The sequence below is a fragment of the Serratia sp. CC22-02 genome (assembly GCF_900182895.1).
GTDB lineage: Bacteria > Pseudomonadota > Gammaproteobacteria > Enterobacterales > Enterobacteriaceae > Serratia > Serratia nevei.
Genome location: NZ_FXUD01000007.1, coordinates 43,307 through 56,649, shown reverse-complemented (window position 1 = coordinate 56,649; position 13,343 = coordinate 43,307). Strand labels below are relative to the sequence as shown.

Genomic DNA, 13,343 nt, shown 5'->3' with positions numbered 1-13,343 from the left:
TTGGTTAACATAATGTGAAAGATGAGAGGTGCGGCGCCGCCCGTGAGACGGCGCCGGCGAGGGAAGGCGTTAGCGGATGCCGAAGTAGCCGTCGCTGAGCAGAACCGCCAACGGCTGCTCCAGCGCCACCTGGTCGCCGTCTGCCAGATCGACGCCGACATCGCGCAGCGCCTGCAGCGTCACCGGCTGGTGGGCCGGCCCGGCGAGCGTTTGCGCCTTGATCCGATGCGCCGCGCCGTTGAGCATCGAGACCATCAGCTCATCCATCTGGTTGCAGTGCAGGTTGGTGATAAAGCGTTCATCGATGCGAATGATGTCTATCTTCTGATCGCCCAGCTCATCGAAGGCATTGATGTTATGCCCAAAGCCATTGACGATCAGTCGGCAGCCCAGCTGCTGCAGTTCGCGCAGACACGCTCGGCACTGCGCGGCGTGTTCCAGCACCACGGCTTCATCAACGCTGAACAGCTGTGCCCGCGGCGGCAGCGAGGAAGCGCGCACCGTTTCCGTCAGGAAGCGTTGGAAGTCGGTGTTCAGCAGGCTGTCGGTAGCCAGCGGCAACGCGAGCGACAGCCCCTTGCGCTTGATGTCGTCGGCGTACGATACCAGCAGCTGCGTCACCGCCCAGCGGTCGATGTCCGGCATCAGGCCGTACAGCTGCGCCGCGGCGATGAACGCCTCGTGCGGCAGCGGCCGATCGTCCGGTGCCATCACCTGCAGTTTCACGTGGTGAAACGCGGCCGACAGCGGCGTTGCCGGCGGCGCGACCGCGCGGGTCAGCAGCCGCAGCTGCCCCTCGCTGATGATCGTCTGTACCTCCTGTGGGTTCAGCAATTCATGCTGCCGTTCCAGCATCTGTTTTTGCCGCGTTTCGTACAGATAAACCTGGCCGCGGCCGTGGTGCTTGGCGGTGTAGCAGGCGATGTCGGCCTGGGCCAGCAGTTCGCTGCTTTTGGCGTCGCCGCCGATGCGCGTGATGCCGGCGCTGGCGCCGACGCGATAAATTTTCCCTTCCCAGTAGAACGGATGCTGGCTGATTTGGCTGACTACCTGTTGCATCAGCGATTTCGCCTGCTCCAGCCGGCAGTCGAACAGGATCAAACCGAACTCGTCGCCGCCCAGCCGAGCCAGGCAGTCGCTGTTGCGCAGCTGATGCCGCATCAGCTGGGCGATGTCCCGCAGCAAGGCATCTCCCGCCGCGTGGCCGGCGGTGTCGTTTACCGCTTTGAACCGATCCAGATCGAGGAACACCAGCGAATGCGGCGACGACGGTTCCCCGCCGGCGGCGATCGCCGCCTTCAGCTGCTTCTCGAAGCGGGTGCGGTTCGGCAGGCCGGTCAGCGCGTCGTGCGAGGCGCTGTAGCTGAGTTTTTTCATCAGTTCGCGCGAGGCGGTGACGTCCTGCAGCACCATCACCGCGCCCATGGTTTCGCCATCGAGGGTTTTCAGCGGTGAGACCGACTGCTGCACGTCGAAATAACGTCCGTCGCGGCTGTGCAGCACCAGCGCGTAATCCGCCGGCCACTGCCGCGGGTATTGCGTGAGGTTTTCGATTTCCGGGCCGTCTTTGCCGTTGGTCAGGCGCACCACGCCGGCGACCGGCATGCCGATCGCCAGCTCGAGCGGCCAGCCACACATCTGCTCGGCCACCGGGTTCATAAAGGTGATGCGCAGGTGGCTGTCGGTGGAGATCACCCCTTCGCCGATGGCGTCGAGGGTGATGTGCAGGCGCTCTTTTTCTTCGTGCAGCGCCTCGGCGAGGATCTTGAGCTCGGTCATGTCGATATTGGTGCCGATCATGCGCAGCGGCTGGCCCTGGTCGTCGAGGATCACGTTGCCCTGGCCGCGAATATGGCGCAATTTGCCGCCGCGCGTGGTAATGCGAAATTCCATAACGAAAGGCTTGGGAGCGGCCAGCAGCGCGGCCAGCTCGCGATCGGTACGCTCGCGATCTTCCGGCACCAGCAGGGTGCGCCACAGCGCCAGCGTCGGCGTTTGGTCGGGATTGAGATCGTAGAGTTCGAACATGCGCTGATCCCAGGTGAAGTTTTCCTGGCTCATCACCCATTCCCAAATGCCGACGCCGCCCACCTGGTTGGCCAGCGTAATGCGCTCCACCAGCCGGTTGTTCTCCGCCTCGCTGCGTTTGAGGCCGCTGATGTCCTCGACCTGAGAGATGAAGTACAGCGGTTGCTCTTCGGCGTCGCGCACCAGCGAGACGGCCAACAGCGCCCAAACGGTCTGGCCGTCGCTGCGGATATAGCGTTTCTCCATGGTGTAGCTGCTGATGTGGCCGTCGAGCAGATCGTGCAGCTGGCTGAGATCGGCGTTGAGGTCGTCCGGGTGGGTGATGGCCTGAAACGTCAGGCGGTGCAGCCCTTCCGGCGTATAGCCGAGCAGTTTGCACAGTGCCTGATTGACCTGCAGCCATTTGCCCTCCGGCGACACCAGCGCCATGCCGATGGCGGAATACTCCAGCGCGCTGCGAAAGCGGCTTTCGCTCTCGACGATGTGCTGTTTCTCCACCCGGAAGGTGTGCATCACCATCGCCATCGCGTGTGCCGGGATCAGGATCAGCAGCATCGGCAAGTACAGGCCAAGCTCACCGAAGACGTGTGCAGAGGCCTGCAGGTGCAGCACGCCCAGCGAGATCAGCACCGTGATCAGCAGCAGGGTGCAGAAACAGACGGCGAAGGCTTCGAAGCGCGGCAGCGCGATGGCGGCCCACAGCAGCGGCAGGATGACGAAGGTGAACGGGAACGGCAGATAGGTCAGCGCCAGGTAGCTGAAGGCCAGGGAGCCCATCAGCGTGAGCAGCAGTGGGTAGGGGTTCAGCGCCGCCAAGGTGCGGCGGTGATAGGTGAGGCCGAGCGGCGCCAGCGACAGCACCCCTATCGCTTCGGAGATGAACCAGATGCCGAACGATTGCCAGAACGTTTGATCCGGCGTGGGCGAGAGCCCGGCGGCCAGCAGCGCGCTGAACAGCGGGGTGAAGATCACGGCGCACACCACAAAGCGCAGCCAGCAGCCCAGATCGCTCAGCGGATCGTTCGCCGGCAGCGTGCGGCGCAGCAGCAGGGCGCAAACCGCCGCTTCCAGCAGGTTGATGGCGGCCAGCTTGACGGGAGTGGCGCTGACGCCGAACAGCAAGAAGCTGGCGAGCACGATGCCGAGGCCGCTGGCCAGCAGCGGCAGGCCCCAGTGGCGCGGGGCGTGGCGGTACAGCACGGCGATCGCGGCGGCGGTCGGGAACCACAGCGGCGTGAAGTGGCGGGCTTCGCTGGACAGCGACAGGCTCAGCAAGGCGAGCAGAAACGTCGCCAACGCCACTAACAGGGAATGCGTCAGCATGACGCCTTTGTGGGTGCCGAACGTGTTCGGCGCGCTGATCTCCATAGACACCCTTACCGATGGCCTCTGTCAGTGATTGGATTCATGACGTGGATGAATTAAGACGATTTATTGGCAAAGGGTAGTACAGCGCGAGAGGAAAACCTACCGGGAAGGCCGACTTTGCTGCGTTAACGCAAACCCGGCTACAGAATGACGAAAAAGCCGGCGCGGGGCCGGCTTTTGGCGTATTACAGCAGGAACAGGGTGGCGAGGCCGAGGAAGATGAAAAAGCCGCCGGTGTCGGTCAGCGCGGTGATGAGCACGCTCGAGCCGACCGCCGGATCGCGGCCCAGTTTGAGCATGGTCATCGGGATCACCACGCCCATCAGCGCCGCCAGCAGCAGGTTGAGCAGCATCGCCAGCGTCATCACGCCGCCCATCGCCGCGTCGCCGTACAGCAGCCAGGTGATCACGCCCATGATGCCGCCCCACACCACGCCGTTGATGATGGCCACCCCCAGCTCTCTGAGCATCAGGCGTGAGATGTTGCCGACTTCGATCTGGTGCAGCGCCAGCGCGCGCACGATCATGGTGATGGTCTGGTTGCCGGTGTTGCCGCCGATGCCGGCGACGATCGGCATCAGCGCCGCCAGCGCCACCAGCTGGGAAATGGTGTGTTCGAACAGGCCGATCACGCGCGAGGCGACGAACGCGGTGCAGAGGTTGATCGCCAGCCAGGCCCAGCGGGTCTTGACCGCCTTGCTGACCGGGGCGAACACGTCTTCTTCCGGGCTTAAACCGCCCATGCGGCGCAGGTTGGTGTCGCTCTCTTCGTTGACGGCGTCGACGATCTCTTCGATGGTCAGGCGGCCCATCAGTTTGCCTTTGGCGTCAACCACCGGGGCGCTGATCAGGTCGTAACGCTCGAACGCGCCGGCCGCTTCATCGGCCTTGTCTTCGGGCTGAAAGGTGGCGGGATCGCTGTCCATCACTTCGCGCACCGGGATCTCCGGATCGTTCAGCAGCACCGCGGTCAGCGGCAGCTCGCCCAGCAGGGTGTTTTTGCGGTCGGTGACGAACAGTTTATCGGTGGCGTCGGGAATGGTTTTGCGCATGCGCAAAAAGCGGTGCACCGCGCCGAGCGTGACGTCTGGCCGCACCGTCACCAGTTCGAAATCCATCATCCAGCCGACGCTGTCTTTGGCGTACTGGCTCATCTCGCGCACCTGGGCGCGCTGCTCCGGCTCCAGCGAGGTCAGCAACCGGCCCATCAGGTTACGCGGCAGGTATTGCGCCAGGTAGGCCTGTTCGTCGACGTCCAGCGTTTTGATCGCTTTGAGCAGGTCTTTGTCGCTCATTTCCTCGATCAGGCTGTCCCAGACCGGCTCGGCGACCTCCACCAGCGTCTGGCCGCGCTTGCTGTTGCCCACCAGCCGCCACAGCGCCATACGTTCATCCTGCGGCAGCGCTTCCAGCAGGTCCGCCAGGTCGGCGGCGTGCATGTCGTCCAACAGGCCGGTGATTTCCGCCGTCTGGTTCAGCAGTTCGCTTTGGCTGAGGGCGTGCTCATCCCCTGGCCGGCCGAGAATGCCGTCGACCAATTCCTTATTGTTCAACAACAGAGTGAGAATGCGCTGGCGGTGTTCAGCGACTTTTTTGACGTTATGGGTTGCGGCTGACATGGTGTTCCTTAACGGGCGCTCGGCGTTCCTGACGCAGGCTCATTAAAAGATAGAGCATAGCGAGTGCCGGAGTCATTTTTATGAAACGGACGGGGCGCGGCGGTTATTCAGAGGAGGCGTCCTGTTGCGGCGCGCTGACTTCGGCGGCGTTTTGCGCAGCGGCCTGCTTTTTTTCCTGATGATGAGGCACCGCCACCACGGCGGCGTACAGCAGTCGGCCGACTAAAATGATAAAGCTGATAAACAACACTATCTTCGTCATCTGTCCGGTGGTTTTCTTGCGCATATATCACCCGGTATGCCGGTATCCTGTGTTATTCGCTCGAGAATTTGTAACCGGATTTTAGGCGCTGATGACAAAAGTTGTCCATTTTTTTCCGGCGTGCGGCACGGCGCATTAGGGTTTCGTTTAGGTTGTCGGGGCGAGGGCGGAAAGAAAAACCCCCTGTCTGGCAGGGGGCGGGGGGATCAGGCGGAGCGCTGTTCGTCTTGCGAGCCTTCTTCGTCGATCAGCAGCTTCCAGCCGACGACGTCGTTCCAGTAGGCCTGCTCGCGTTCGAAATCGAGCTGCACCAGGTTGTTCTGCGCCAGGTAGCCGGCCGGGAAGCGCAGCGTCCAGTGGTTGTCGTCGGTGGTCAGGCGCAGCGTTTCCGGCGTGGTGGTCGACTGACGCTGGTTGTTGAGCAGGGTGCTCAGACGCAGCAGCTGGATCAGCGGCAGGTAGTGTTTCTTCTTGAACAGGTTGAGGCGCGGCAACTCTTCCAGCTTGATCGCCTTGCGGTGGAAGCGCACCAGCGCCGCCAGCAGCAGCTGCTGTTCCTGGTTGAAGCCAGGCAGGTTGGAGTTTTGCAGAATGTAGGCCGAATGGCGATGCATGCCGCTGTGGTTGATGCTCAGCCCCACCTCGTGCAGCATGGCGGCCCATTTCAGCAGGGCCTCCAGCTGCGGGTGCGCCAGCTTGGTGTTTTGCGCCATCCACTGCGAGTAGAGCAGCTCGGTGGTTTCCAGCACCCGCTTGGCCTGTTCGCGGTCGATGTTGTAGTGATCGGCCAGGCTCTTGGCGGTGCGGCTGCGGATGTCCTGGTGGCGGAAACGGCCTTCCATTTCATACAGCACGCCTTCGCGCAGCGCGCCATCGGACAGGCGCAGATCGCGGATCGCCAGCGCATCAAACACGCCGCACAGGATAGCCAGCCCCGGCACGAACACCGATTGGCGATCTTCCGACAGCCCCGGCAGGCTCAGCGAGCTGAAGCTTTTGAACTGCAGCACCTGCTCGGCGAGCATTTCCAGGCGATCCAGGGTGATGAGACCGTCTTTTTCCCCCATCGCCACCAGCACTTCGTGGGCGGCCTTGATGGTGCCCGAAGCGCCCAGCGCATACTGCCAGCCCTGAATGCGGTACTGCCAGGCCAGCGTTTCCAGCTTCTGCGCCGCCGCCAGCCGCGCGCGGCGGAAGTTGTTTTTGCTGATCTCGCCGCCCGGGAAGAACAGCTGGGCGAAGCTGACGCAGCCCATGCGGCGGCTTTCCGCCAGCAGCGGCTCGAAGTCTTCGCCGATCACCAGCTCGGTGGAGCCGCCGCCGATGTCGATCACCAGCTTGCGGCCTTTCTCCGGCTGAGTGTGCTCCACGCCCATGAAGATCAAACGTGCTTCTTCCTGACCGGCGATGATTTCTATCGGGTAGGGGATCACTTTGGCGGCGCGCTTGAGGAACACTTCGGCGTTCACCGCCTGACGCAGGGTGTGCGTCCCGACGATGGTGACGTTATCCGCCGGGAAGCCCTGCAGCCGTTCGGCAAACAGGGCCAGACAGGCCAGGCCGCGTTCTATCGCCTCTTCACTGAGTACGTTGTTGCTGTCCAATCCGTCGGCGAGATGCACCCGCTGTTTTAAACGGCCCAATACCTGTAAGGCGCCGTTGACGACGCGGGCGATCACCATGTGGAAACTGTTCGACCCGAGGTCGATGGCGGCGATTTCCTGCGGTTTGTTCGTTGCAGTGTTTTTTAGCGGCATAGTTGCTGGCCTACTGTCCTGGTTGTTCCAGAGCTTTTAAATACTCGTAAATAGCCACCTGGGCACGCACTTTGCGGCGGTTGCCGCGCGGCACGTACTGGTTGCTCAGTTCTTTATCCACATAACGGGCCTTGACCGTATCGCTGAACAGGATCTCCAGGATGTCCAGAACGCGCTGTTTCAGCGCCGGATCCAGCAGCGATACCGCCACTTCGATACGGTAATCTATGTTGCGGGTCATCCAGTCGGCGGAGGACAGATACACCCGTTTGTCACCTTTATTGTCGAAAACGTACACCCGATCGTGTTCCAAAAAGCGATCGACGATGCTGATCACCTGAATATTGTCGCTGATCCCCGGCAGGTTGGGAATCAGGGAACACATGCCCCGCACCAGCAGGCGGATCTTCACGCCGGCGCCGGACGCGGTATATAACCGATCTACCAGCCCTTTATCCACCAGATTATTTATTTTCAACATAATGCCGGCCTGTTCCCCGGCCTGGGCGTTGGCGATTTCGTTGTCGATCAGCTCATACAGCTTCAGGCGCGAGTTCTGCGGCGACACCATCAGGTTGTCGAAGGTGACCGGCCGGTAGGGGTTCTCGATAAAGTTGAATACCCGGCGCACCTCGTTGGTGATGCGTGAGTCGGCGGTCAACAGCGAATAGTCGGTGTAGATGCGCGCGGTTTTTTCGTTAAAGTTGCCGGTACCGATATGAGCATAGCGCACAATGTCATCGCCTTCACGGCGCGAAATCAGGAACAGTTTGGCGTGGATTTTCAGGCCCGGCGCCGAGAAGATCACGTGTACGCCGGCTTCGGTCAGGCGCTTCGCCCAGTGAATGTTGGCCTCTTCGTCGAAGCGCGCCTGCAGCTCGACCACCACCGTGACCTTTTTGCCGTTGTGCGCGGCGTGGATCATCGATTCGATGATGCGCGAATCTTTCGCCACCCGGTAGATGTTGATCTTGATAGCCAACACGCTCGGATCGAACGACGCCTGGCGCAGCAGCTCCAGCACGTGCTCGAAGGTGTGGTACGGGTAGTAGAGCAGCACGTCTTTTTCGCGAATGGCGTCGAAGCCGTTGCGGAAACCGTCGAACCAGATGTGGCGCAGGCGCGGCAGCGGCTTGTTGACCAGGTTGGCCTTGCCGACGTTCGGGAAACTGATGAAATCTTTGAAATTGTGGTAGCGGCCGCCGGCGATCACCGAATCGTAGTTGGAGATGCCCAGCTTGCCGCGCAGCAGCTCCACCATTTCGTTCGGCATGTCGCGCTGATACACGAAGCGCACCGGCTCGGCGGTCAGGCGCTGTTTCAGGCTGGAGGACATCAGTTCCAGCAGGCTGGATTCCATTTCGGTGACCAGATCGTACTCCGCGTCGCGGGTCATTTTCATCGAGTAGGCGTTGAGCGCGTCGTAGTCGAAGAAGCCCTTGAAGATATCGTCCAGACAGTAGCGCAGAATGTTGTCCAGCAGGATCATCGGTTTACGGCGGCGCGGCGCTTCCGGCGGCAGATTGACGAAGCGCGGCACCTTGTCGGACGGGATCTCCAGCAGCGCATAGTCGATGCGCGCGCCGCGAATGATCTCCACCGCCAGATAGGTGTAATCGTCTTTCAGGAACTGCACCAGGTTGGTGTCGTGGTTGATCAGGATCGGCGTGATGTGCTGGCGCAGATGCTGTTTGAAATATTGCCGCAGCCAGATTTGCTGGTTCTCGGACACCTGGCGTTCGTTGATCAGGAAGATCTGATTGCGCGCCATTTCCAGCAGCAGATCGTTGTACAGGCCGTCGAACTCCTGATCGGTTTTCAGCACCTTGGCCTGGATCTTTTTCAGCAGGTGGCGCGAGGCGCCGGCGGAGCCTTGCTCTTCGCTGATCAGGATGCGCCGTTTGAGATCGGCGAAGCGGACTTTATAGAACTCGTCGAGGTTGTTGGAGTAAATGCCCAGAAAACGCATACGTTCAATCAGGGGATTGCTCTTATCTGCGGCTTCCTGCAACACGCGTTCATTAAAGGATAACCAGCTTAGTTCTTTTTCGATGTAGAGCTTTTCCTGACCCATTGCCACTCCAGTTCAAATTTAGAATAGGATCCGGGACGCAGCGCCCGGATGCCGCTCTAGTGTCCTTCATCATTATTGCGAGAGATTGACAGGAAAGTCCAACATATCCATTGCGTTGGCGCGCGGCGTTTTTTGGCGGCAATAAATTTTCGCCGATGCAGGGCGCAGGGGGGTGGAATGAGCAGCATGAAATGAAGGTTAGCAGGCTTATTCTTGGTGATATTAAGCGTGTTTGCGTTCATTTTTCAGCAATATATCAACGCCATATTGTCTGTTTGCAGTGTAAAAAACCTGGGTTATGGTGGGTAACTTTGTCATGCAAACGTCATAAAACTGACATAAGATGCCCGGTTATCTTACGGCGCAAGCCCGATTACATCAGCGACAGCGAGACACATGACACAGACGACGGCCAATCAACATCCCCGAGATCGCATGCGCGGGCGCATCGACCGCGGCGTGCAGGCGGCAGTAACCGCCAGCGGGCTGATGGTGCTGATGACGTTGATGCTGATCTTCGTCTATTTGCTGTTTGCCGTGCTGCCGCTGTTCAAACCGGCCTCGCTCGGCCAGGCGCAGCCACTGCCGATCGCGGCGTCGGCCCCGGTGCTGGCGCTGGGCATGGACGTGCAGCAGCGCGTCGGTTACCGCATCGACGCGCAGGGCGCGGGGCAATTTTATCGCCTGACGCCGGCACCGAACGGCCAGCCCCAGGCGCCGCTGGCGCAGCAGACGCTGCTGGCCAAACCGGCGCTGCTTGCCCAGGCCGCCGGAGAGCGCGATCTGTTTGCGTTGGCGCAGGCCGACGGCCGGTTGGTGGTGGCGCGCGCGGATTTCGCGACGGCGGAAAACGGCCGGCCGCAGTGGTTGTTCCCGCTCGGGCAGCAGCCGTTGGCGCTGGATCCGCAGCGCAAGCCGCTGAAACGGCTGTCGCTGGCGGATGCCCATCGCGGGCAGTATCTGCTGGCTGGGGTGACCGACGATCGGCGGCTGGTGTTCGGCCGTTTCAGCCCTGACCGGCCGCCGCAGTTCAGCGAGCGGCCGCTGGAACAGGATGCAGAACAACTGGTGCTGACGCCGGATGGCCGCCAGCTTTACCTGCTGACCGGCAACCGGCTGGCGCGTTATCAGATCGACGGCGCGCAGCTGCAGCTGCGTGAAACGCGTACCCTTGGCGAACATGCTCCGTATCAGATGACGGCGCTGCCCGGCGGCAGCGCGCTGTTGATCAAGGGCGCCGACGGCAATCTGCGCGAGTGGTTCGAAGTAGAAAAAGAGCAGCGCTGGCGCCTGACGCCGGTGCAGCATTTCGACCATGGCGCCGACGGGCAGGAGCTGACGGTGGCTGAGCCCTATCGCCGGGTGTTCGCCACCCTGCGGCCCGATGGCGGCTTCTCGCTGTTCTCCACCATTCAACCGCAGCCGCTGCTGAATACCCGTTTGGGCGCCGAGGTGCAGCAGATGGCGTTTGCGCCGCGCGGCGATGGCCTGCTGCTGGAGAGCGCGCAGGGCTGGCAGCGCTATGCGCTCGACAACCCGTATCCGGACGTTACCTGGCGTTCGCTGTGGGGCAAGGTGTGGTATGAGAACTACCCGCAGCCGGCCTATGTTTGGCAGTCCACCTCCGGCGAAGACAGTTACCAACCCAAATTCAGCCTGATGCCGGTGATCTTCGGCACCTTCAAGGCGGCGGCTTACGCGATGCTGTTCGCCATTCCCCTGGCGCTGGCCGGCGCCATCTATACCGCTTACTTTATGACGCCGGGGCTGCGGCGGGTGATCAAACCGGCTATCGAAGTGATGGGCGCGCTGCCGACGGTGGTGATCGGGCTGGTGGCCGGCATTTGGCTGGCGCCGATCATCGAGCAGTATCTGTTGGCGGTGCTGGCGTTGCCGCTGCTGCTGGCGGCGGCGGTGCTGCTGTGCGGCGCGTTGACCCATCGCTTTATGCCGCGTTGCCGGCCGGGCGTCGATCTGCTGTTGCTGTTGCCGCTGCTGGCGTTGACGGTGTGGCTGGCGCTCAGCCTGGGGCCGCGGCTGGAGGTGGCGCTGTTCGGTGAGCCGCTGCATTTCTGGCTGGGGGATAATTACGACCAGCGCAATGCGCTGGTGGTGGGCGTGGCGATGGGCTTCGCGCTGGTGCCGATCATCTTCTCGCTGGCGGAGGACGCGCTGTTCAGCGTGCCGGCCACCCTGAGCCAGGGCTCTTTGGCACTGGGCGCCACCCAATGGCAGACGGTGATCAAAGTGGTGCTGCCTTCCGCCAGCGCCGGTATTTTCTCCGCGCTGATGATCGGCTTTGGCCGCGCGGTGGGGGAAACCATGATCGTGCTGATGGCCACCGGCAATACGCCGATTATCGACGGCAGCCTGTTCCAGGGGCTGCGGGCGCTGGCGGCCAACATCGCCATCGAGATGCCGGAGGCGGTCTCCGGCAGCAGCCATTACCGCGTGCTGTTCCTGACCGCGCTGGTGCTGTTTGTCTTCACCTTCGTGTTCAACACGCTGGCGGAGGCGGTGCGCCTGCGGCTGCGCAAGCGCTACACGCCGAATCAGGAGGCACCATGAAGAACTGGGTGAAGAGCGGCTCGCCGTGGATTTGGCTGACCGCCGGTTCGGTGGCCGTCAGCCTGTTGGCGCTGATCGGCATTCTGTTGCTGCTGGCTGGGCAAGGGATGCGTTATTTCTGGCCGAGCCCGGTTTATCAGTTTGAGCTGAATCAGAACGGCGCCGGGCCGGTGACGGTGATCGGCGAGCTGTACCAGCAGCAAAGCATTTCGCGCCGCCAGCTGACGGAAGCGGGCGTGGCGCCGCCGGGCGAGGCGCAAAGCGTCGAACGCTATCTGATCAAGGTCGGTAACCGCGAGCGCGAGGGGCAGGATTTTCGCACGCTGCTGGCCAGCGACATCCGCAGCCAAAGCACGCCGCGCGGCCTGCTGGTGCTGGAGCGCGACAGCCACGGTACCGCCTACGGCTATCTGGCGGGGCTGCTGGAGGATGGGCAACCGCTGACCGGCCGCAATCTGGGGCAGGCGTTGCAGCAGCGGCTGCCGCAAATCGCCGCGCTCTCGCGCCAGGCGCACGACATTCAATTCCGCGATATGGCGCGCATCAATCAGCAGTTTGACGCGCTGCGGCTGCGGGAAAAGCGCCTGCAGCGCGACGATAAGCTGGACGCCCGTGCGCAGGACGCCATCAAGGCCGAGCGGCTGGAGTTACAGCGGCAATACCAGCTGCTGTCCGAACGCCTGACGGGGCTGAACCGCGATCGCCAGCGCGATGCGCTGCTGCTGCGCGACATGCACGGCCAGACGTTGACCATTCCGCTCAGCCAGGTGCGCGATGCCTGGTACCCGAACGCCATGAACACCACCGAGAAGCTGGCGCACTGGGGCGAGCAGGTGAAGAAGTTCCTCACCGACAGCCCGCGTGAGGCGAACACCGAAGGCGGGGTGTTCCCGGCCATTTTTGGCACGGTGTTGATGGTGATCCTGATGTCGATCGTGGTGATGCCGTTTGGCGTGATCGCGGCGGTATATCTACACGAGTATGCCGGCAACAATCTGCTGACGCGAGTGATCCGCATTGCGGTGGTCAACCTGGCCGGCGTGCCCTCGATCGTCTATGGCGTCTTCGGCCTCGGCTTTTTCGTTTATATGATAGGCGGCACGCTCGACCAGCTGTTCTATCCTGAATCCTTGCCCAACCCGACCTTCGGCACGCCCGGCGTGCTGTGGGCGGCGCTGACGCTGGCGCTGCTGACGCTGCCGGTGGTGATCGTCGCCACCGAGGAAGGGCTGTCGCGCATTCCCACTTCGCTGCGGCAGGGCTCGATGGCGCTGGGCGCCAGCCGGGCCGAGACGCTGTGGCGCATCGTGCTGCCGATGGCGGCGCCGGCGATGATGACCGGCCTGATTCTGGCGGTGGCGCGCGCCGCCGGGGAGACCGCGCCGCTGATGCTGGTGGGGGTAGTGAAATCGGTGCCGGTGCTGCCGGTGGACGAGATTTTCCCGTATCTGCACCTGGAACGGAAGTTTATGCATTTGAGCTTCCAGATCTACGATATGGCATTCCAGAGCCCGAGCGTAGAGGCGGCGCGGCCGCTGGTGTTCGCCACCGCCTTCCTGCTGGTGACGATCGTGGTGAGTTTGAATCTGGCGGCGATGGGTATCCGCCATTCGTTGAGGGAGCGGTACCGAGCATGGTCGCAGTAACAATGACGCTATTTTTGGGGA

7 protein-coding genes are annotated in these 13,343 nt (G+C 62.2%); 2 read left to right on the top strand and 5 right to left on the bottom strand.

Annotated elements, in window-relative coordinates; translation table 11 throughout:
- Positions 1 to 69: 69 nt before the first annotated feature.
- From QOL81_RS20290 to ppk1, 5 genes are all read right to left on the bottom strand, one after another.
- Positions 70 to 3,396, bottom strand: a complete 3,327-nt coding sequence (locus QOL81_RS20290) for a diguanylate cyclase (RefSeq protein ID WP_283440007.1) — start codon at positions 3,394 to 3,396, stop codon at positions 70 to 72.
- A gap of 185 nt (positions 3,397 to 3,581) precedes the next feature.
- Positions 3,582 to 5,015: a magnesium transporter gene (mgtE, locus tag QOL81_RS20285; RefSeq protein WP_015378729.1), complete on the bottom strand. Its 1,434-nt coding sequence runs from the start codon at positions 5,013 to 5,015 to the stop codon at positions 3,582 to 3,584.
- Between the two features lie 103 nt (positions 5,016 to 5,118).
- The gene (locus QOL81_RS20280; protein WP_004941600.1) at positions 5,119 to 5,301 is read right to left on the bottom strand and encodes a YfgG family protein; all 183 of its coding nucleotides are present in this window, start codon (positions 5,299 to 5,301) and stop codon (positions 5,119 to 5,121) included.
- A 182-nt stretch (positions 5,302 to 5,483) separates the two neighbouring features.
- The gene (gene ppx / locus QOL81_RS20275) at positions 5,484 to 7,034 is read right to left on the bottom strand and encodes an exopolyphosphatase (protein WP_049200673.1); all 1,551 of its coding nucleotides are present in this window, start codon (positions 7,032 to 7,034) and stop codon (positions 5,484 to 5,486) included.
- 10 nt (positions 7,035 to 7,044) lie between these two features.
- A complete protein-coding gene (gene ppk1 / locus QOL81_RS20270) occupies positions 7,045 to 9,108 on the bottom strand; it encodes a polyphosphate kinase 1 (RefSeq protein WP_048234529.1) in 2,064 nt (687 codons plus the stop codon).
- Positions 9,109 to 9,504: 396 nt separating this feature from the next.
- Here ppk1 and QOL81_RS20265 point away from each other — a divergent pair, with 396 nt between their 5' ends.
- Both QOL81_RS20265 and pstA read left to right on the top strand, forming a co-directional pair.
- The gene (locus tag QOL81_RS20265) at positions 9,505 to 11,676 is read left to right on the top strand and encodes an ABC transporter permease subunit (protein WP_060424848.1); all 2,172 of its coding nucleotides are present in this window, start codon (positions 9,505 to 9,507) and stop codon (positions 11,674 to 11,676) included.
- Positions 11,673 to 13,322: a phosphate ABC transporter permease PstA gene (gene pstA, locus QOL81_RS20260; protein ID WP_060424845.1), complete on the top strand. Its 1,650-nt coding sequence runs from the start codon at positions 11,673 to 11,675 to the stop codon at positions 13,320 to 13,322. Before QOL81_RS20265 ends, pstA begins: the two co-directional genes overlap by 4 nt.
- Positions 13,323 to 13,343 lie beyond the last annotated feature (21 nt).